The organism is Alteromonas sp. C1M14 (assembly GCF_018860965.1).
Lineage (GTDB): Bacteria > Pseudomonadota > Gammaproteobacteria > Enterobacterales > Alteromonadaceae > Alteromonas.
Genome location: NZ_JAHKQF010000002.1, coordinates 73825 through 94714 on the forward strand (window position 1 = coordinate 73825; position 20890 = coordinate 94714).

The 20890-nt window shown below is 45.5% G+C and carries 17 protein-coding genes; 7 read left to right on the top strand and 10 right to left on the bottom strand.

Annotation, left to right across the window (positions count from 1 at the left end):
- Positions 1 to 33: 33 nt before the first annotated feature.
- A complete protein-coding gene (locus tag KO501_RS00835) occupies positions 34 to 1224 on the bottom strand; it encodes an amino acid aminotransferase (RefSeq protein WP_216027755.1) in 1191 nt (396 codons plus the stop codon).
- 479 nt (positions 1225 to 1703) lie between these two features.
- Here KO501_RS00835 and KO501_RS00840 point away from each other — a divergent pair, with 479 nt between their 5' ends.
- Positions 1704 to 2951, top strand: coding sequence for a cystathionine gamma-synthase family protein (locus tag KO501_RS00840; protein ID WP_216027756.1), 1248 nt, complete (start codon positions 1704 to 1706; stop codon positions 2949 to 2951).
- A 526-nt stretch (positions 2952 to 3477) separates the two neighbouring features.
- Complete coding sequence (locus tag KO501_RS00845; RefSeq protein ID WP_216027757.1) at positions 3478 to 5958, top strand: prolyl oligopeptidase family serine peptidase; 2481 nt, start codon at positions 3478 to 3480, stop codon at positions 5956 to 5958.
- Positions 5959 to 5977: 19 nt separating this feature from the next.
- Here KO501_RS00845 and rrtA read toward each other — a convergent pair whose 3' ends face one another.
- The gene (rrtA, locus tag KO501_RS00850; RefSeq protein WP_216027758.1) at positions 5978 to 6574 is read right to left on the bottom strand and encodes a rhombosortase; all 597 of its coding nucleotides are present in this window, start codon (positions 6572 to 6574) and stop codon (positions 5978 to 5980) included.
- Between the two features lie 85 nt (positions 6575 to 6659).
- Here rrtA and KO501_RS00855 point away from each other — a divergent pair, with 85 nt between their 5' ends.
- Positions 6660 to 7424 (top strand): enoyl-CoA hydratase-related protein, encoded by a 765-nt coding sequence (locus KO501_RS00855; protein WP_216027759.1) that lies wholly within the window; start codon positions 6660 to 6662, stop codon positions 7422 to 7424.
- 30 nt (positions 7425 to 7454) lie between these two features.
- Complete coding sequence (ggt, locus tag KO501_RS00860; RefSeq protein ID WP_216028169.1) at positions 7455 to 9194, top strand: gamma-glutamyltransferase; 1740 nt, start codon at positions 7455 to 7457, stop codon at positions 9192 to 9194.
- Between the two features lie 3 nt (positions 9195 to 9197).
- Here ggt and KO501_RS00865 read toward each other — a convergent pair whose 3' ends face one another.
- Positions 9198 to 9662: a hypothetical protein gene (locus tag KO501_RS00865; RefSeq protein WP_216027760.1), complete on the bottom strand. Its 465-nt coding sequence runs from the start codon at positions 9660 to 9662 to the stop codon at positions 9198 to 9200.
- Positions 9663 to 9798: 136 nt separating this feature from the next.
- A complete protein-coding gene (gene cysK, locus KO501_RS00870) occupies positions 9799 to 10764 on the bottom strand; it encodes a cysteine synthase A (protein WP_216027761.1) in 966 nt (321 codons plus the stop codon).
- Positions 10765 to 11103: 339 nt separating this feature from the next.
- Between cysK and KO501_RS00875 the strand changes: the two genes are divergently transcribed.
- The 3 genes from KO501_RS00875 to KO501_RS00885 all read left to right on the top strand — a co-directional run bounded on the left by KO501_RS00875 (position 11104) and on the right by KO501_RS00885 (position 13411).
- Positions 11104 to 12084, top strand: a complete 981-nt coding sequence (locus KO501_RS00875) for an XdhC family protein (RefSeq protein ID WP_216027762.1) — start codon at positions 11104 to 11106, stop codon at positions 12082 to 12084.
- Positions 12075 to 12671, top strand: coding sequence for a nucleotidyltransferase family protein (locus KO501_RS00880; RefSeq protein WP_216027763.1), 597 nt, complete (start codon positions 12075 to 12077; stop codon positions 12669 to 12671). Before KO501_RS00875 ends, KO501_RS00880 begins: the two co-directional genes overlap by 10 nt.
- Before the next feature lie 68 nt (positions 12672 to 12739).
- Entirely contained in the window at positions 12740 to 13411 is a 672-nt protein-coding gene (locus KO501_RS00885; protein WP_252728048.1) for a rhomboid family intramembrane serine protease, read from the top strand.
- Here the strand turns inward: KO501_RS00885 and KO501_RS00890 are convergent.
- The 6 genes from KO501_RS00890 to KO501_RS00915 form a co-directional block, all read right to left on the bottom strand.
- The gene (locus KO501_RS00890; protein ID WP_216028170.1) at positions 13384 to 14745 is read right to left on the bottom strand and encodes an MATE family efflux transporter; all 1362 of its coding nucleotides are present in this window, start codon (positions 14743 to 14745) and stop codon (positions 13384 to 13386) included. The genes KO501_RS00885 and KO501_RS00890 overlap by 28 nt on opposite strands.
- A gap of 11 nt (positions 14746 to 14756) precedes the next feature.
- Entirely contained in the window at positions 14757 to 16007 is a 1251-nt protein-coding gene (gene glp / locus KO501_RS00895) for a gephyrin-like molybdotransferase Glp (RefSeq protein ID WP_216027765.1), read from the bottom strand.
- A 119-nt stretch (positions 16008 to 16126) separates the two neighbouring features.
- Complete coding sequence (locus KO501_RS00900; protein ID WP_216027766.1) at positions 16127 to 17887, bottom strand: sugar phosphorylase; 1761 nt, start codon at positions 17885 to 17887, stop codon at positions 16127 to 16129.
- Between the two features lie 3 nt (positions 17888 to 17890).
- Positions 17891 to 19114: a glycosyl transferase gene (locus tag KO501_RS00905; RefSeq protein ID WP_216027767.1), complete on the bottom strand. Its 1224-nt coding sequence runs from the start codon at positions 19112 to 19114 to the stop codon at positions 17891 to 17893.
- A 14-nt stretch (positions 19115 to 19128) separates the two neighbouring features.
- Complete coding sequence (locus KO501_RS00910) at positions 19129 to 19947, bottom strand: HAD-IIB family hydrolase (protein WP_216027768.1); 819 nt, start codon at positions 19945 to 19947, stop codon at positions 19129 to 19131.
- Complete coding sequence (locus KO501_RS00915) at positions 19947 to 20819, bottom strand: kinase (RefSeq protein ID WP_216028171.1); 873 nt, start codon at positions 20817 to 20819, stop codon at positions 19947 to 19949. Before KO501_RS00915 ends, KO501_RS00910 begins: the two co-directional genes overlap by 1 nt.
- Positions 20820 to 20890 lie beyond the last annotated feature (71 nt).

Genomic DNA, 20890 nt, shown 5'->3' on the forward strand with positions numbered 1-20890 from the left:
AGCAGCGCCGTAGCGCTGCTTTTTTCGTATTTTCTATAAAACAGAAACGAGGGCTTTGGCGAGTGCATCCACGTTATTCTTGTTAATACCTGCCACATTTACGCGGCTTGAATCGACAAAGTACACGCTATGTTTTGCACGAACCTCACGTACTTGCTCTGGACTGATACACAAAAACGAAAACATGCCTTTTTGTGTATTTAAGAAACTAAAGTCTTTATCTGCACCATTTTTCTCTAGTCTATCCACCAGCATCGTTCTGAGGGTTTGCATGCGGTTTCGCATTTCATTGACTTCTGATACCCATTCACTTTTTAGTGCATTGTCAGCAAGAATGATATCTACCAGTGCTGCCCCCCAACTTGGAGGCATAGAATAGATCCCCCGAGCTACTGACTGAATCTGCCCTTGCACGATTTTGCGGGTTTTGCTGTCAGCCGTAATGATTGCGGCTAAGCCGGTGCGTTCACGGTATAAACCAAAATTTTTCGAACAAGAGGCTGCAATAATTACTTCGGGTAAGTTTTCCGCTAACAAGCGGATACCATAGGCATCTTCATCTAACCCATCGCCAAAGCCTAAGTAGGCCACATCAATAAAGGGCAGAAAGCCTCTTTCTTGCGCCAGGGTTAATATCTCATCCCATTGGGCGTTGGTTAAATCGGCGCCAGTAGGGTTGTGGCAGCAACCGTGCAACAAGACGACATCGCCTTTACCGGTCTTTTTCAGCGTTTCCATCATGGCATCAAAATTAATACCAGCAGCCGCTTTGTCGAAGTAAGGATAGGTTTCGATTTCAAGGCCCGCAGAGCCAATCAATGGAATATGGTTCGCCCAAGTAGGATCACTGACCCAGACTTTTGCCTTTTCTGGACAGCGAGCTAAAAGTTCGGCAAGTATTCTTAATGCACCACATCCGCCGGGCGCTTGAACAGCAGCAACACGATCGGCCAGTAGTACACCACTGTTATTACCTAAAAGCAGTTGCAACATGCCGTCAATATAGCCTTGATGGCCTTGAGGTGTGATGTATGTTTTCGAGGTTTCACGTTCTAAAAGAATAGTCTGTGCTTTGGCAACAGACGACATAATAGGGGTATTACCTTGTTCATCTTTATAAACACCCACACCCAAATCTATTTTGGCGGAGTTGGTGTCTTCGCGAAAAGAGGCAGATAAACCAAGAATAGGATCAGGAGCGAGTTGGGGCAATACTTCAAACACAATTTTTCCTCACGTTGCGTGATAATTAAGCGAGTTCGGCATTATGCCACCGCTGGCGTAAAATACGAGCCCTAAAATTCAAATTTTTTAAAGAAATTAGGATAGCTATTTCAATTCTGTGGAAAATGAAAACACTGTTTTTCTAAAGGTGACAATATCCTCGTTTGGGTTAACTCGACGTGCAACCTATTTGGCCGCGCCTTTAAACGCAAAAGCAGCAACCAAGCTTATGCGCATGTGTTGTTTGAAACCGTGTCTAAGACCCATTGCACCTTTAAAATTTGTGCAAAAGAAAAGACCTCAGAATTATTTGGTACTGGGATGGAGGCCCGCTTTACGGTATTATTAAGAAATTCCAGCCCATTTTATCATCTCGATTTTAGGCCACCTAGTGTCAGCCTGGTTCAATACCATTTAGCCTTATTAGACAGATAATGGGGTCTGTTTCTTTCGAATTATTAGTTGTGGAGTTACACGTTGTGAGTAAACAGGGATTTACTACCCGTCAGGTACATGCCGATAGATTACTGAATCACCCCGAGCATGGCGCTATTCATACTGGTACAACAAATTCAGTGCTATTTGCCTTTGAAGATGTACAAGGTTTGATTGATGTATTTCAAGGCAAACAGGCTGGACATGTCTACTCTCGTTCCTCGTCGGGGTCAGTAGTCGCATTACAAACTATGCTAAGTGAGCTTGAAAGTGGGATTGGCGGTGTTTGTTTTGCTACCGGTATGGCCGCGATTAGCAGCACATTTTTGTCTCTGCTTAAAGCCGGAGACCATATTATTGTTAGCCAATACCTCTTTGGAAATACCCGTTGTTTAATGGATACCCTTTGCGATCTCGGTATTCAAATTAGTTTTGCTGATGTTACATCGGTAGAAGAAGTAAAAGCGGTCTATCAGCCTAATACCCGAATGGTTTTTACAGAAACGGTGGCTAACCCAGTAACACAAGTTGCAGATGTTCGAGCTATTGGTCAATTTTGTGCTGAAAAGAATGTGTTATTTATTCTTGATAACACCATGACCCCACCGCCATTGTTCAGTGCGCAAGAAACCGGTGCGTCCTTGGTTGTTACCTCTTTAACAAAATACGTGTCAGGCCATGGTAATGTGTTAGGCGGAGTCGTGGTTGATTTGGGTAATTATGATTGGCAATCCTATCCAAACATTAGCGATGGTTATAAAGTGGCGGATACAACACAATGGGGCCTTACTCAGATAAAGAAAAAAGGGCTTAGAGATATGGGCGCCACCTTGGCACCTGGTTCTGCTCATGCCATAGCTACCGGCCTAGAAACGTTAGCGTTAAGAATGGCGCGCAATTGTCACAACGCCATGGAATTGGCCACTTTTCTACACAACCACCCGAAAGTAGCCCATGTTTATTACCCAGGTTTAGCCGACCATCCACAGCATTTTATTGCGCGGGATATCTTAGACAATGGTTATGGGGCGATATTAAGTCTTGATCTGGCAGAGGACATCGACGTTAGAGAGTTTCTCAACGCGTTAGCATTGGTGATTAGTGCTACCCATCTTGGGGATAACAGAACCCTCGCACTTCCCGTTGCCTCCACCATCTTCTTTGAAAACGGACCTCAAGAGCGGGCAAAAATGGGCATTTCGGAAGGCATGATTAGATTATCTATTGGGATTGAAGATACCCAGGATCTCATCGCTGATTTTGCCCAAGCATTGGACCAGTTTGGTAACTAAAGTTTTTTTGTAAAGAAGGCGTTATTTTGGAAGCATTTTTGCAACAAAGCTGATAATCTGATTTTTAAGCAAGTATGCGGGCGTTTTTTCGTATGGTGTTTTGGCGAACTTCAATACGTTAGTAATGCTTAAATCCCGCTGCTTGCTTCACCTCCCCATCTTTTTAGTATCCTTTATTATTTCATTTTTCAAAAAAAATCATTTTTACTGAACTATCTTATAGACCCGTTGACTAAATCTATGCAGTTAGCAAAAAACGTTTTTTCCGGAGCTTCCTTGCTCTTACGTTTTTGTTAAAGTGTGTTCCAAGTTGAGTGTGCTTGATTGCCCCGCTAATTTAGCGGGGCTTTTTTTTGTCTCAATAAAACCCAACACAGCTTAGGTGTCAGTAATTAGTCCACCCCGTTTTTAATCTTTTTTTGTTTTACGCTAAGGCAACTTACACCGTCGATGAAGTCCGCCTGATTTTATTTGTCGTTTTTGTATAATGACTAGGGCTTTCAGTATGACAAAGTAGATTAAAATAATGAGAAAAATACCCAAGTTTGTAGCAGGGATAGCGTTAAGTACGGCATTAACCGCGTGTGCCACTATCAGTTCCAATGACAGTTCGAGTGTAGAAGCGGTGGAAACCAACACCAATGTGGTCGCAAACTACACGCCAACTGGTGTAATCACGCCAGCGACAAACGATACCATCACCCTTGAGCAAATAATGGCTGATCCAAAATGGATGGGACGCTCGCCAGAGAAACCTGGTTGGTCTTTAGATAGCCAATATCTTGTTTACGAGCAAGTACAAAAAGAGACCCAGATTAACGATGTTTTTGTTGCGCCTGTGAGTAACCCTGAGAATGCTAAAAAAGTGTCTATGTCTCAGCGTTATGAATACCGTTTCGATGAAAAAACAGTTAACCCGGATAATACTGTTACGGCCTTTAGGGTAAATAATAGTCTATTTGTTAAAGAGTCAGGCCAGCCTGTGCGTCAGCTTATTCGTGGCGGTGAGGCGTTTAGCGGTTTGCGTTTTATGACCGATGGGCGTTTGATGATGCAACAAGGCAATAAAATTATCGCGATGAATATTCACACCGGTCAGCGGGAGGAATTAATGAGTTGGCGTTTTGCCGACAAGCCTGTTGCGGTAGAACCTGCAAAAGATTATCTTGCAAAAGAACAAATTGGCTTAATAGATTACGTTAAAGTACAACGAAAAAATCGTCAGGATGCTGCGCAATTTGAAGAAGATCTAAGTCGCGCGAGCGTGGCATATGCGCCAAAGCCTCTCTTTTTTGATAAGCAAGACAAGTTAGTTAGTGCGTCAGTTTCCCCTAATGGCAAATATGCCATTGTGGTAACGACAGAAAATACCTCTTCGCGAGATGAATCGGATATCATGCCTCACTATGTTCAGGAGTCCGGTCGTATAGCGTCGATAGGTGTGCGAAGTCGTGTGGCCGATGCCAAGCCAGTAAATCATGATATCTGGTTAGTAAACTTGCACTCGCGTAAGAAAACGCCACTTTCTTTAGTCAATTTACCGGGTTATAACGAAGATGTTTTAGCCGATGTTAAAGCTGAAAATGCGGCAGCTAGAGGCGAGACCTACCAGGTAAACCGACTTCCTCGGGATATTACATTGCTTGGTGGCTCACAAGCTGTTCGTTGGCATGATTCTGGCGATGACGTAGCGCTTATGCTAGAAGCGTGGGACAACAAAGATCGTTGGATCGTCACTGTCGATTTTGATAATGCCAAGTTGCTAACCCAAGAACGCCTTCACGATGATGCTTGGATTAACTATAGCCACAATCATTTTGGTTGGTTACACCAAAGCCATACGTTGTTTTACCAGTCGGAAAAAGACGGATATTCACACTTATATCTACAAAAGCCTGGCGAACAAGCCATTGCGCTTACTCAAGGCCAATATGTGGTAGAAAACCCCACATTAAGTGCAGATGATCAATATCTGTATTATCAAGCGAACAAGACCCACCCAGGCATTGTAGAAGTTTATCGTGTTGATACCCAAAGCGGTGCTACCGAGCAACTGACTGCGTTAAATGGCATGACAGAATATGTGTTGAGCCCCGATGGACAACAATTGCTGCTTACACACAGTAAAGTTAATCGACCGCCTGAGCTCTATATTAAATCGGTATCCAGTAAACAGTTGGCTCGCCAAATCACCCATACTGTGAGTGATACATTTTTAAATTTACCTTGGGCCGTTCCCACGGTTGTCGCCGTGCCATCATCCCATACCGAACAGCCTATTTATGCCCGTGTATATCTTCCTAAGGGAGACAACAACGGCGAAAAGCGTCGAGCCGTGGTCTTTACCCATGGCGCAGGTTATTTACAAAATGCCCACTTAGGTTGGTCAGGTTATTTCCGCGAATATATGTTCCATAGCATGCTGGTCCAACAAGGCTATGTGGTACTCGATATGGATTACCGTGCCTCAAAAGGGTACGGCAGAGATTGGCGAACCGCCATTTACCGCCATATGGGTAAGCCCGAGGTTGAAGATTTGCGCGATGGCGTGCAGTGGCTCGTGGATAACGCACAGGTAGATCCTGACCGCATTGGTACTTATGGGGGCTCTTATGGTGGCTTCTTAACCTTTATGTCGATGTTTACTGAGCCAGACCTATTTGCAGCAGGAGCAGCCTTGCGGCCCGTTACCGATTGGGCACATTATAATACGGGGTATACTTCTAATATTCTCAATACGCCGGATATTGACCCCATTGCTTATAAGCGCAGCTCACCTATCTATTTTGCACAAGGGTTAGAAAAGCCTCTGTTGATCGTGTCACCCATGGTAGATAACAACGTGTTCTTTGAAGACTCAGTTCGTTTAGTTCAGCGACTCATTGAGCTAGAGAAGACGGATTTTGAAACGGCAATTTATCCGGTGGAATCTCATGGATTTATCCAGCCAAGCTCATGGTTGAATGAGTATCGGCGTATTTATAAATTGTTCGAAACCAACTTGTAGTGCCTAAGCGCCTGATTTATCAGGCGCTTTTTTTTGCTAGTTTCATACCCAATCCGGGCATTATTAAAAACAACATGAAACCAGCAATACCACCGTAGAGATGAGCGTCGATGGCCACGGTGGCGTTAATCAGATCGGCAATCTCTTGGGCACTACCAAACATTTGTTCGTAAGTTATTTTCCCTATGACGCCAGCAAGCAACAACCACCCCGAGTTGATTTTTTTACGGATATCCATGCAGGCTCCCCATACAAATACGCCATGCAGTGCCCCAGAAAGGCCCGCGTAGCCAATAAGGGTAGGGGAGAAAAAGTAAATACCTAAACTGGTCCCTAGGGCACACCAAGTAAACACTTTTATAAACCGTAAAGGACGATAATGGGGAAAGTGCAGCAGGGTTAACAAAATAAGCCCAGCCAGATTAAGCATTAAATGATTAAAGTTAGTATGAACGAGGTTACCGGTAAAAAGTCGCCACGTTTCCATGCCTTCAATGGCATAGCGGTCGTAGGCAAGCCATTCACTGGATAAGGGTTCAAAATAGCCCGCGATCAATACCAAACAGGCAATAACGAATGGACCGGTGTAGTAAGATAATTTAAATTTAGTCAGCATCAATTTTTTTAATTTACAGCGATAAATCGTTATCATACAAAAAAACACACTGACTTTGCCGACATTTTATAAAAAAGGGGGCCATATGAGTCTGGTATTAGCGCAGAATAAAAACCGTATCCTTACTATTAGCTTAAATCGCGCCGACAAGAAAAATGCAATAACCCTAGAGATGTACGCCCAGTTAGCAAGCCTATTGCAAACGGCTGCCGACGATGACACTGTAAATGTTGTATTGCTAAAAGGCGAAGGTGGGTGTTTTAGTGCCGGCAATGATATCTCAGTGTTTGCCCAGCGGGATGAAGGCGATAGCATTTCTGAAATTGTGGCATTTATGGATGCATTGTTACACTTTCCCAAGCCGGTGGTTGCACAAGTTCAAGGTGTGGCAGTAGGCATTGGTACTACCTTATTGTTGCACTGTGATATGGTATATTGTGATCCTAACACTCAGTTTTGCCTACCGTTTATCAATTTAGGGTTAGTGCCAGAGTATGCGTCTAGTTATATACTTCCCCGTATCGCAGGGCGTCGAAAAGCCTGTGAGTGGTTAATGTTAGGGGAAATGTTCGGTGCCCAAGAGGCTCATCAGTTTGGTGTGGTCACGGCCATCGAATCACCTGAAAAACTCGCGGAAAAAGTGAGCTCAGTGTGTAATAAATTGGCGTCTAAACCGGTGTTTGCCATGACCCACACCAAGAAGCTGTTAACCACTGAACAAGATGCAATTCAACAACAAATAAACGAAGAACTTGATGTTTTCTTAGAAGCACTGAATACAGAAGCCGCCAAAGAAGCGTTTGATGCATTTATAAATAAGCGACCGTTAAATACGGAAAAATTCAAATAAAACAGAGGAACACTGACTTTGAAGTTTACTATGGGAACCTTGGCTTTCACACTAAAGGCCGTTTGCTTTACCCTTGCTATCTCTCCTTTATCTTACGCTGTTGAGCGGAATGAACCAGAGGCCGCCACTGGGTTTGAACATAAGGTAGCGCATGTTGCTGATGACTACATGGTGGTTGCAGCTAACCCTTATGCCTCATGGGCAGGTAAGAACATCATAGAAAAAGGCGGGTCGGCAATTGACGCAGCGGTCGCTGTACAGGCGATGCTTACCTTAGTTGAGCCTCAGTCTTCGGGCATTGGTGGTGGTGCGTTTATTCTGTATTGGGATAATACCACTAAAACATTACATACCTTTGATGGCCGTGAAACGGCGCCAGCTGCAGTAAATCCTTATTGGTTTTTCAATGGTAAAAAGACCATGAAATGGATTGAGGCTGTGGTCGGTGGAAAATCCGTAGGTGTTCCCGGTGCGCTGAAAGCATTGGAAACCGCACAGAGCGAATTTGGTAAGTTGCCTTGGAATGCATTATTTTCAGATGCAATTGAAACTAGCGAAAAAGGATTTCGGGTTTCACCCCGTTTGGCCCATCTTGTTGAGCTAGATAAACATCCTGGCTTGAGCAAGTTCCCAAGCAGTGCGACCTATTTTTACCCTGCGGGACTGCCGTTAAAAGAAGGGACAATTAAAAAGAACAAAGCATTAGCTGAAACCCTGACTCATATTGCCGCAGAAGGGACAGATTATTTTTATAAAGGTCCTGTGGCGGAAAAAATCGTTAAGGCGGTTAACAACGCAGCGGTTAATCCTGGAAAAATGACCCTTGAAGATCTCGCTAACTACACGGCACTTAAGAAAAAACCCGTGTGTGGTGATTATCGTACGCACAAAGTGTGTGGAATGGCGCCGCCAAGCTCCGGTGGTATTAATGTGTATCAAATTTTAAAATTATTAGAGGGCCAAAACCTTGCTGCTATGTCGCCGGATAGCGCGGCATTCATTAATGTATTCGCTCAGGCCAGTGCTTTAAGCTTTGCAGACAGAGAAATGTTTGTGGCTGACAGCGATTTTGTGGATATCCCCTTTGCCTCACTGATCAATGCGCCGTATTTAACTCAGCGGGCAAAAAATATCGATCCTAAAAAACCATGGCATAAAGCGAAGCCCGGTCAGCCCTATACCCCTGAAAAGCTTACCCTTGGTATGAATTTGGAGCAACCGAATACCAGCCATTTTTCGATTGTGGATAAGGCCGGTAACGCCGTGTCTATTACTACCAGCATTGAGTTTATGTTTGGATCCGGCTTAATGGTTGACGGTTTTCTGCTGAATAATCAGTTAACCGACTTTTCCTTTAACCCTGAACGTGGCGGGTGGCCTGTGGCAAATCGTGTTGAGGCTGGAAAGCGTCCCCGTAGCGCCATGAGTCCAACCATGGTGTTTGATGATAAAGGAGACCTTGAATTGGTGGTAGGCTCACCGGGTGGTAGCCGTATTATCGATTATGTGGCCCAAACCATTATTGGCGTGCTGGATTTCAACCTGGATATTCAACAAGCCATTAATTTACCTCGGGTAACTAACCGAAATGACTATACGGCGCTAGAGAAGGGCACAGATATTGAAAATCTGAAACCTGAACTAGAAGCATTGGGTCATCCGGTGAAAGTCATGGATTTGAATTCGGGTCTCCATGGCGTGCAGATCAAAGACGGTAAACTCATCGGTGGCGCAGATCCTCGCCGTGAAGGTGTGGCCGTCGGTCAGTAAAGGCTACATAAAATGATCCGGGTCGATGCGATCTACTTTCCAGTGGCCGTCTTCCCGGATCAACTTAACCGTGCGTAAATCTTCGATTTTATCATCGCCGTATGTACCACTAAAAAACAATGTTACTGTCGCTTCTTCAGCATACTGATTTCTGCCCACACGATTTGAGCCCTGAGGGGTGATAGTTACCTCGTCATAGCGCAAATTAACAATATGACGCTGCACATTCCGATTAGAATGATAGCGTGTCAATATTCGAGTCATGCTTTGGGAACTTAACGCTAATGCCCCGTCAATATTGTCATCATGATAGATACTTTCCATGAAGCTAACCGCGGCGTAATCTGGGGTGTTATCGTCTAACATTCCGTAACGTCCTAGTCCTTCTTCTTGTTTTCCACAGGAAGCAAGTAACATGGAAAACACTGTGATGACGAAAATGTAAGTCGGTGGTAGCAGGCGTGCCATTATTTTTATTCCCTAAGGCAGAGATACATGAAGCGTACACGGTATCGAAAGATTTAATGTATACGTGTTATCTATAAGCATAATGACAAAAAAAAAGCGGGGTGTGCACCCCGCTTTTTAACTATTTTGTTGTTGTTTACTGATTTTCTTCTTGTTCGCTGAATTCACCAGCAAAAAGAGGGCTACTTAGGTAACGTTCAGTACCACTGGGTAGAATAACCACGACAATTTTGTCTTTATTCTCTGGGCGTTCGGCAAAACGTTTTGCTGCAACCACCGCAGCGCCAGAAGAGATCCCAGCTAAAATGCCTTCTTCTTTAAGCAAACGGTGAGTCATTGCCATACATTCATCATTGCTAACCTGTTCAACTTCGTCAATTAACGACAGGTCTAGGTTACCTGGAATAAAGCCGGCGCCGATCCCTTGGATCTTATGAGGTCCAGGGGTCAATTCTTCGCCTTTCAATGCTTGGGTAATAACGGGCGAATCTGTAGGCTCTACAGCAATGGCGGTAATATCTTTACCTTGGGTTTTTTTGAGGTAACGGGTTACGCCCGTAAGGGTACCACCGGTACCGACACCTGCAACAAAGGCGTCTACTTTACCCTCGGTGGCTTGCCAGATTTCCGGTCCTGTGGTTTTCTCGTGGATCTCTGGATTCGCAGGGTTGTCAAACTGCTGTAATAATACGTACTTGTCTGGATCCGATGCCACAATTTCTTGGGCCGCCGCAACCGCGCCTTTCATACCTTTTGGCGCTTCCGTTAATACCAAATTTGCACCTAAGGCTTTTAACAATTTACGGCGTTCTAAGCTCATGCTGCTGGGCATGGTTAAAGTCAATTTATAACCTCGAGAAGCAGCCACAAATGCTAAGGCAATGCCGGTGTTGCCACTTGTAGGTTCAACAATTTCTTTGCCTTCGCCTAACACGCCGCGCTTTTCTGCATCCCAAATCATGTTAGCACCAATACGGCATTTCACGCTAAAGCTCGGGTTTCGTGACTCTACTTTTGCGAATACATTGCCGCCGGTTACTCGATTCAGTTTTACCAACGGGGTGTTGCCGATAGATAATGAATTGTCGTCAAATACTTGCATTATATTTCCTTACCTGGTTTGTCGTACCTGTAATTGATGGCAGTTAATCATGGTGCCAATGAAAAATGAACAGGTAACTGTTTTCACTTATATATAATTGGTGTCATTTGAGAAAATGAGAAGTGCTTTTTCGCTATAACATATTTAGATTTGCGCTGAAGCTGGTTTTTTAACCGAATGTAGCCACCTAACCATGGTTTGCAGGTGCTTTTCGCCTTTATATCAGCTTTTGAGGAAGACACGGGATATTTTGCGATTAAGAGGGTGGGTTTTCACGATGATTTCTGTGAAGCTAGTGATCGTATATTTCATTGTTACCCATGGTATGAGACACAGATTATGAATCACCATATTTATCATGTTCTTTCTAACTGGTATCCCAGACGGGACGAAGGGAGATGGTTACTAGCAACCATCGTATCAACCCAAGGTTCTTCGTATCGAAAAGCCGGTGCAATGATGCTATTTAGTGAACAAGGGACGCAGTTGGGTGTGGTGTCAGGGGGGTGTCTTGAGAGCGATATACTCCATCAAGCCCGCCGCTGCTGGGAGCGAAACGTATCTCGTATCGTCACCTACGACATGCAAGAGGAAGGTGACATAGCCTGGCGATTAGGTTTAGGGTGCGGCGGAGAAGTAACGCTGCTATTACAGCCAATAAGCGCAGAGACAGACTATTTATCGTTGCCTAACGTGTTATCAGCGCTACAAAATGCCGCCCCCTGTTCTTATGTACAACCTCTTCGAGAGGGTGAACCAAAAGCCGCGGTGTGTGACTCTCATCACCCTATTGCAGGGGAGTTTGTCTGCCAAGTGACACCGCCGCCGGTGTTAGCGATTTTAGGGGGCGGGGTAGATGCCATTCCCGTGTCCGATATAGCAACACGACTAGGGTGGCACGTATTGGTCAACGATAGTCGCCCCCGTTACGCAAGAGCCAAGGATTTTACCTCTGCGACACAAACCACGGCATTACCTGCCAATGCTATCGAACAAGGGCCCTGGTACCACAAAGCTAACGGAGTCATTGTTATGCATCACCATGTGGGAATGGATGCCGATAGTTTACGTACGTTGGCGAAGGTCTCCCCAGAAAAGCTTCAATATCTAGCGTTACTTGGTCCGTGGCACCGAGCTGAGCGAGTGCTAGATGAAGCAGGGATCACGGAACAGGATTTACCCGTCAATCTATTTGCGCCGGCGGGATTATCTATTGGTGGCGACCTGCCTGAATCCATCGCTTTGTCTATGCTGAGCCAGGCTCATGGGGTGTTTCATGACAAGCCCGCCGACGGGTTAAAAGGGAAACCATGTCGATAAAGCTAGCCGCTGTCATTCTTGCCGGTGGTGAAAGTGTCCGCTATCAGGGGAATAAGTTACTCAGCCGTCATCCATCTGGAAACGCACTTATCAATTATGTGCTAAAACAATATGCGCCCTTGTGTGCGGTTCCTCCTATTGTGGTAACAGGCCGCTATCACGACCGGTTACAGACAGGCCTTAGCCACGAAAACTGTACTATTGTCCACAATGCACAATGGTCCTTAGGAATGGGAAGTAGTATCGCCCGTGGTGTAAAGGCCATAATGACCGTTGATGCAGACTCCCGCCCTAGCCATGTTATTGTGGGTACGGGAGATGGCGCTGCCATTACCACACACTCAATATATGGGCTAGTGGAACAGCTAAAACAAACGCCGAATTTACGTGTTGCCAGTGTGGTGATGGGAAGACGTATGTCGCCAGCTATCTTTCCCGCTAAGGATTTTTCCAAACTAGCGGCGTTAGCCGGCGAAAAAGGTGCAGCCCCCTTGTTACAATCACCTTCGGAGTGTATTGGGGTTGATCACCCGCAAGCGCGATGGGACATAGATACACCAGAAGATTGGTTGAAAATCCCCAGTTAGCGGTTTGAGTTTTCATCCCGCGTCCTCATATCTTCTAGATGAAAACAAAAAACCAACGTGACGCCCTTATGCAATCACTGACGTTGAGTTCATTGTGCGTAATGGTGCTTTGGATTATACAGTCAGCCGGTGTGCTATTTGATTTACCCCTAACGTATTTAGGGATCACACCGCTGTCGTTGCGTGGCCTCGTTGGGGTAATGAGTGCGCCGTTAGTGCACGGCTCCTATGAGCATTTGTTTAATAACACCTTACCGTTAATCATTCTGGGTGGGGCACTGGTATATGGCTATCCCAAAACCCGGTTAAAAGCACTGGCGTTTTCTTGGCTGGGCTCGGGCATTGGCGTATGGCTGTGGGGACGACCATCAGTGCATGTGGGGGCCAGTGGAGTGGCCCATGGGTTGTTTTTTTACCTTTTTGTTATTGCCATTATGCGCCGAGATGCCCGTTCGGTGGGGCTCATGATGATCGCCTTTTTTCTTTACGGCGGCATGGTTATGACCATTTTTCCTCGGGATCCCCATATCTCTTACGAAGCCCACTTTTTTGGCGCAATAGGCGGCACGTTGGCGGCTTTATTATTTGGCAGACAAGATCCCAAGCCCGTGGTTAAACAATATCAATGGGAACAAAGTGATGAAGAGGATCCCATTATTGGCGATGCTTGGCAGCAACACGCTGATGATTCCGGTTCAGCCACACCATCTCATCATGATGACGACCCATGGCGACGTTGAATATAAATCACTCTGCTGCCCAGCAAGATTGCTGCACAACTTAGTCCTACAATGATGCCTATCCAAAAACCTGCTGCCGAAAGCGGTTCATCGGTAAGCCAATCTGTTCTGCCTAAAATCAAGCCAGTGGGTAGTCCCACTAACCAGTAAGCGATAAAGGTAATAATAAACATGGATGTGGTGTCTTTGTAACCACGCAATGCGTTGGCTGATAACACCTGAATCGCATCTGAAAACTGAAATATTGCCGCATAAATCAATAATGCGTTGGCTAATGCAAACACGGTTTCATCTTGGGTGTACAAAGCAATAATGGTGCTTTTAGCCAGCAGGGTAAAGCTTGCGGTGAGCGTGGCTACGCACATGCCAATGGCTAAACCCGCTTTAACCACGGTTTTTGCCTGTGCGGGATTCTTTTGTCCCATTCTATAGCCCACCCTTATGGACAAGGCCATACCTAAACTTAGCGGGCACATAAACATGATAGCGCTAAAATTAAGGGCGATTTGGTGAGCCGCCACTGTGGTTGCACCAAAAGGAGCAAGCATCAGGGCGACAACAGCAAACAGGGTAACTTCAAACAACAAGGTCATGGCCACAGGCAAGCCTAACTTGAATGTTCGCCAAATGGGCGTAACGGCGGGTAGATGAAGGCGATTGAAAAGTCCATAGCGTGTTAAGCGTCGAGAAACGCTGACGTACACCAACGAAGCAAAAAACATGGTGTAAATAACGATAGTGGTAGAGATACCACATCCTGCGCCCCCAAATGCTGGGATTGGGCCAACGCCGTAAATGAAAAGATAATTTCCTATCACATTACAGCCTAAGCCGATCAGCGTGATGGCCATGGTGGGCTTGGTTGTGCCTAAGCCTTCGCAATAATTACGTAGCCATTGATAGAGGGCAAAGCCGGGCATGGACAGTAATACGAATTGCACATAGTCAACGGTAATGGTGTATAAGGCTTCCTCCATGGGGAAAAGCGCCACTAATTGCGGTGTAAACGGCCAAATTAACAGAACAAGCAGACTAATGGCGAAGAGCAAATAGCCAGCCTGCTGGGCAGCGTGCGCGACCTGATCTGAATGACCCTTACCATGAAGCCGAGATAAGATAGGCGGAATGGCAAGGGCGACACCCTGTATAAAGCATTGCAATGGAATAATGATGCTAAACCCAAGGGCCACAGCTGCCATATCGGTGGCGCTGTAATGCCCGGCCATAATCGTGTCGACGACGCCCATCAACATTTGTGTGATCTGGGCAATAAGCAACGGCCAGGCAAGGGAAATCAAGCGCCGGCTCTCAAGAACAAAGCGTGGGGACAACATGTTTTTCATTTTTACTCTACAAAAGGAAAAAGCGAGAAAGGCTGAACGGTTACCTTAGCCCCTTCCTCTAAAGCGGCAACCTCTGCCGGGATAATCAGGTAGCTATTTGCTTGGGTGACAGTGGTCATTACGCCAGAGCTTTGCTTCGCCAAGGGGTGTACAACATATTCACCATCATCATGCTGGGTCAGTACGGCACGTACAAATTCTTCACGGCCGGGTTTTCTTGATACCGGCTTAGCCAGGGTAGCGCTAAGCGTCAATTGCCGAAGGGGTTTGCTACACGCAATGGCGATCATTTTTTTAATAATGGGTAAAACAATTTGTTGGGTGGTCACAAAAGCAGAAACTGGGTTGCCTGGAACACCGCAAAAAACGCAGTCTCCTAAACGGCCAAAGGCGAAAGGTTTGCCGGGTTTGATGGCAATTTTCCAAAAATTGATTTTACCTAAGGATTGCACGATATCTTTAACGTAGTCGGCATCGCCTACGGAAACACCACCACTGCTGATCAGTAAATCTTGGTCTTTGGCCGCCTGAGATAACACCTGCTCTAGTGCCTTTTTATCATCAGGAATAATCCCATAATCGGTAATGTCAACGGGTAGGTGGGCAAGCAATGCCCGTGTTCCTGTCCGGTTAGATTCGTAGATTTGTCCACAAGACAAAGATTCACCGGCTTCTTTTAATTCATCGCCGGTGGCCATTAAACCCACTTTAAGAGGGCGATTCACCAAAACTTGGTGGATCCCCATGGATGCAAGCAATACCAGATGGCTTGCAGCTAAGAGGGTACCTTTAGGGATCACCGAGGTGTTCGCGCGAATATCACTGCCTGCGCGACGAATATTTTCACCCACCAAGGCGGGTTTGTTAACGGTGATAGTGTCGTGGTTTGCAGTGGTATTTTCTTGCATGACCACGCAATCTGCGCCAGCAGGGATAAGGGCACCGGTCATAATTCGCAATGCTGTGCCTTTTTGTAACGTGTCCTCGGCTTTAGGCATGCCGGCAAATTGACTTCCGATAACGGGTAACGGCGTGGACAGATGGGTATCACTGGCATATAAGGCATAGCCGTCCATGGCGGAATTATCCGCTGGCGGCACATCAACAGGAGCCACGATATCTTCTGCCGTAACGTGTCCTAACGCGGCGTCTATCGACAATGTGATAGATTCTGTGACTGGCGTTAAGGAAGCGTAGGCATGCTGCAATGCAGCGTCTAAGGATAGCCAGTTCGAAGCAAAAGTGTTTGTCATGTTGTTGCTTGCTAAGAGAATAAAAAGGAATTATCCCTTATAGGAAAGGGAAAACCAACACTTGCAGGAAATAAACTGACAAGTGTTGGTAGAGGAATAACATTAGGAAATTAGCCGTGCTATTCAAAGTCCATGTTGCTGATCCATACCGTTTGATAGGGTTTTAGTTTTAAAAACCCTGACACATCGTGTAATTCATCCCGGGTGATCAGATCCATCCATTTATCCGTGCCGATTAAGTTAATACTGGATAGTAAAATGGATTGCTCTTCGTTAGTGACATTACTCACACAGAAAATACTTTGCTTACGGTCTAGGCTTTGTCGCCAGTAGCCAAATAAGCTAACGCCTAACTGCAAGGTAAATTGGGTGGCGTTGGGGTGAAACGCTGGCTGAGCTTTACGAATGCGTATTAACTGTGACATCCGGGTAAGCACTTTATGGTGCTGAGAGTAGGGCGAATCAAGCAAGACAGCCAAGGATTCAAAATCCCAACGGTGTCGGTTGATAGAACGATTTTGCCCCGTATTGGCGACTTTTTCGTAATCGTTACTGGTACCCAGCAAACTGTGGATATAAATACCGGGTATGCCTTCCATACCTAGCATAATGGCATGGGCACAGATAAAACGGTCGACCTGCCAGCGATCGGGGCCTGCGGTGGTTCCTTGTAGTGCATCAAACAGGGTAATGTTAATTTCGTACGGCTTTTGTTGGCCATGGGCCGAAGCACGCCATGACACCTTGCCGCCAAAATTCTGCATGGTGTGCACTAATGTGGAAATCTCTTCTTCTTCAAGCAGCCCCTCTGCGGGACGTAAACCAATACCGTCGTGGGAAGCAATGAAGTTAAAGTACGTTGTGCCATTTTGTGCCGGCGGCATGCTCATCATCCAGTTCTTCAGATACGTACAGTCGCCGGTCACCAGTGTATTGACCAGAAGCGGAGGTAACGAAAAGTTATAAATGGCGTGAGCTTCATTTGCATTACCGAAGTAGGTCAGATTCTCCCGGTTAGGGATATTTGTCTCGGTAATAATAATCACACTGGGATCGGCATGCTCTATCATGGTTCTAAGCAAGCGGATCACTTCATGGGTCTGGTCTAAGTTGATACAGGACGTGCCTAATATCTTCCATAAAAACGCCACCGCATCCAGCCTGAATAAGGTGGCACCTTTATCTAAGTAAAGTCGGATAATTTCTACAAAGGCCAGTAACACCTTAGGATTACGGAAATCAAAGTCCACTTGGTCATGGCTAAAGGTACACCACACATGCTCAGTACCGTTAGCGGTTTGAGTTTCCCGCAGTAACGGCGATATGCGAGGTCGGGTTACCATGGATAAATCATTGGTTGGATCAGCGGTGAAGAAAAAATCACTGCCAATGCCTTCACCCTTTTGAAAATTTTCAAACCAAGCACTTCTGGCCGAACAATGATTGATGACCAGATCAAACATGAGCCCGTAATCTTTAGCCAATCGTTCGACGTCGGACCAATCGCCAAGGGACTCATTGACGCTGGAATAGTCGATAACGGAAAAACCGTCATCGGAACTGTAGGGGAAGAAGGGCAAAATATGTACTTTATTGATGGTATTTTTGCAGTAGGTATGCAAAAAACGATCAAGGGTAAACAGTGGTTGCTCGTCGGCGCTGATCACACTGTCACCATAAGTGATCATAATGACATCTTCTTCATCCCAATAGTTACAATGGGCCGTTGGCTGCATGATGTCTTCTTCATCATTCAGCCTCATTGCGGTCATCAGTTTAGACGCTAATTCATCCACCGATATCGTGATGTCTACGTCAGCATAAATGGTTTCTAAATGATGACGAATTTTACCGTGTAATAGGTCCCATTTTTGTGTCATTCTTTACCCTAATAATTCTGCAGTATCAGCTTCGACGGCCTCCAGCAGGCGATCGAGAATATCAGGAACCGCACTTGTTACCCGGTTCCAGCTTGGTATAAAGGGAGTATCCATGGGATTATCCAGGAAACTGGTTCCCGCTTTCATAATGTTACTGGCAAACAGTTCTACCGCTTTTTCTTCATTATGAATATCGAGTGTTAACCCGTTCATTACCGCGTCGTTGTGATAGGTTTCAACGAAATCGAGGGCGATTCGGTAATAAGTGGCTTTTATGGATCTAAACATCTCATTACTGAATGTGAAGCCCTGAGTCGCTAATTTACGGAATAATGCCTTGGTAATATCAATGGACATTTTTGACAGTCCACCTTCATCATTATTAAATGACAAATCTTGATGCTTGTGATCGTAAATGTCGGCGATATCTGCCTGACATAAACGGTTGTGATTATAATTGCGGTGCATTTCTGACAATACGCCAACTTCAAGGCCCCAATCACTTGGAATGCGGATATCGTTTAAGACGTCTCGTCTAAATGAGAACTCACCGGCTAGAGGGTAACGAAAGCTATCCATGAATTCTAAATATTCGTGATCCCCTAAAGTCCGGCGTAATGCACGTAACAAAGGGGTGACCAAGAGTCGAGACACCCGACCATTGATTTTGCCGTTCGCGACCCTAGCATAATACCCCTTACAAAACTCATAGTTAAATTGCGGGTTTGCTACCGGATAGATAAGTTTCGCAAGTAAATCTCGCTTATAGGTCACAATATCGCAATCATGTAAGGCAACGGATTCGGCGCGGTTTGAGGCCAGAATATAGCCCATGCAATACCAGACATTTCGGCCTTTACCCAATTCTTTGGGCGCGAGGTTTAAACTGGCCAATTCATCATCGATGGCTTTTAAGCGCGGACCATCATTCCAAAGCACCCGATGGTGTTGGGGAAGCTTGCCAAAAAAGGACAACGCAGATTTGTATTGGTCTTTATTCGCGCGGTCAAGGCCGATAACAATTTCAGATAAATAGGGAACTTGTGTGAGTTCGTTGACGATTTTTGGTAAGGCTTCCCCTTCAAGTTCAGAATAAAGGGAAGGTAAAATCAGTGCCATGGGTCTTTTTTGCGCAAAACGGAGCAACTCGGCTTCGAGTTCTTCTGTGGGGCGGCGGGATAAATTGTGTAGGGTTGTCACTACACCATTTTGATAAAAATCAGCCATGTGTTCTCCATGTCCTATTGAAAAAGTAATTGGTTCAGCACCTCAGCCCAACCTTCTGGTCCGTGGTGTGTACTGGTATATACATGTTCTTGTTTTTGTATTGTCGGTGGGGGATGGCTAGGCGATGTAATGCGTACCGCTATATCTGCAGCCTCAAGCATTGCTATATCGTTTTTGCCATCACCTAAAGCGATGCTAGTAACTGGGGTTTCGAATTGGCGAATATACTCCTCAACCACCCACCGTAATGCGCTACCTTTATTGCAATCGCCACAAATATGTACAAAGCGTCCGCCTTCTAAAGGGTGCGCCCCGCGATCTTTTACTGCTTTTATAAATGCCTCTTTTCGACTTGCTTCACCTAACCATAATACCGGTTCACCGTACTGACGATTGGCTGCACGGGCGGCATCGGCTTCGTTTAAACCTGTCGCATCGCAAATTGCCTCGATGGACATTTCACTAAAATGGGTAAACTCGCCGCTAAATTCGGCTTTAACTTTTTCTAGTAATTTTAGCCAATACTGCTTATTAGAAGTAAAGGATTTACACCAATAACCGTCTTGCCACACAGTCCCAGCAGGCTTTTTCTTAAAAAAACCATGGGGTATATAAACCGCAGCACCATTTTCGACGATAAAGGGAGTGGTGAGGTTGAGGGTGTTTCTTAACGCTAATAACTCTACGAAGGTTTTGCTGGTGGTAGGTAAAACAGGAATTTGTTTTGCGTGTAACTTTTCTAAAACCGGCGTTGCTGCCTCAAAGCTATAAGTATTATGGTCGAGCAAGGTGCCGTCCATATCGGTAAAAATGATAACTTGCTGCTCTATCATTAGTTTGCCTTGATTAAATTTACAATATTACGCTGCCCATCAAGTTCAAACACTCGATGACATTTGGCAGGTAGAGTGCTAAAAGCATGTTCGGTAAGACGTTGGTAGTGCTGAATAAAACGTAGCACTTCTCCGTCACTCATGATGCCAGCACCAGTATGCCCTTTTTTTATGGCAAGTTTATGTTCTTGCTCACAGCGCCACTGATAAACGCGTTCGAAGGATGGACCTTTTAACATGACCCAAAAATCCATGTAATCAAATAAAGACTGATACTCGGTAGTTAATTGTTGATTAACATAGCGCCGCCAGTGACCATCAGGGTCCTCATTCGCTTCAAGTTGATTGATGGGGGTTTCAAGCGCGTCGGCAGATTCAGGGGGGACGCCCCAGCACCATCCTTCAACAAGGACAACATCCACGGGTGTTGAAATTACTGGCCATTGATCTTGAGGTAACGGGTTATCGGTGGATTTATCGAATCGGGGAAGGGCGACGGCCTGACCGGCAATGAGCGCTTTAAATGTATTGTCTGCTAATTGGGTATCGTGGGTGCCTGGCACACCACGGGTTTTGAGTAGGGGGTGTATCTGATTACTCAATGAGGCGCGTTCTTGCGATGAAAGATAAAAGTCGTCTAACGATAAGGTGACGGCAGTGAGGCCATATTCCGCTGATAAGGCATGAACGAGAAAGTCACACACGGTGGATTTTCCGGAGCCTTGGCAGCCGTTAATACCCACGAAAAAAGGTCCTTTCGCACCACTTTGGTGCGAGGCGATATCTCTGGCGAGTGGTACGAACCATTTTTGTGCAATGTCAGCATAACTTGCTGGTAACTGGTGTTCGGTTAGAAAACCTTTTAAATCCATATTGCTACCTGTTTGACGAGCCATAAGGCTGTTCTGTCTCTAATATTTAACTACAACTATTATGCCAACAA

Bases quoted from the DNA above. Each gene is read 5' to 3' on its own strand.
- KO501_RS00845 (WP_216027757.1), top strand. From the start codon at position 3,478: ATGAGAAAAATACCCAAGTTTGTAGCAGGGATAGCGTTAAGTACGGCA.
- rrtA (WP_216027758.1), bottom strand. From the start codon at position 6,574: ATGCTGACTAAATTTAAATTATCTTACTACACCGGTCCATTCGTTATT.
- KO501_RS00855 (WP_216027759.1), top strand. From the start codon at position 6,660: ATGAGTCTGGTATTAGCGCAGAATAAAAACCGTATCCTTACTATTAGC.
- ggt (WP_216028169.1), top strand. From the start codon at position 7,455: ATGGGAACCTTGGCTTTCACACTAAAGGCCGTTTGCTTTACCCTTGCT.
- KO501_RS00865 (WP_216027760.1), bottom strand. From the start codon at position 9,662: ATGGCACGCCTGCTACCACCGACTTACATTTTCGTCATCACAGTGTTT.
- cysK (WP_216027761.1), bottom strand. From the start codon at position 10,764: ATGCAAGTATTTGACGACAATTCATTATCTATCGGCAACACCCCGTTG.
- KO501_RS00875 (WP_216027762.1), top strand. From the start codon at position 11,104: ATGAATCACCATATTTATCATGTTCTTTCTAACTGGTATCCCAGACGG.
- KO501_RS00880 (WP_216027763.1), top strand. From the start codon at position 12,075: ATGTCGATAAAGCTAGCCGCTGTCATTCTTGCCGGTGGTGAAAGTGTC.
- KO501_RS00885 (WP_252728048.1), top strand. From the start codon at position 12,740: ATGCAATCACTGACGTTGAGTTCATTGTGCGTAATGGTGCTTTGGATT.
- KO501_RS00890 (WP_216028170.1), bottom strand. From the start codon at position 14,745: ATGTTGTCCCCACGCTTTGTTCTTGAGAGCCGGCGCTTGATTTCCCTT.
- glp (WP_216027765.1), bottom strand. From the start codon at position 16,007: ATGACAAACACTTTTGCTTCGAACTGGCTATCCTTAGACGCTGCATTG.
- KO501_RS00900 (WP_216027766.1), bottom strand. From the start codon at position 17,887: ATGACACAAAAATGGGACCTATTACACGGTAAAATTCGTCATCATTTA.
- KO501_RS00905 (WP_216027767.1), bottom strand. From the start codon at position 19,114: ATGGCTGATTTTTATCAAAATGGTGTAGTGACAACCCTACACAATTTA.
- KO501_RS00910 (WP_216027768.1), bottom strand. From the start codon at position 19,947: ATGATAGAGCAGCAAGTTATCATTTTTACCGATATGGACGGCACCTTG.
- KO501_RS00915 (WP_216028171.1), bottom strand. From the start codon at position 20,819: ATGGATTTAAAAGGTTTTCTAACCGAACACCAGTTACCAGCAAGTTAT.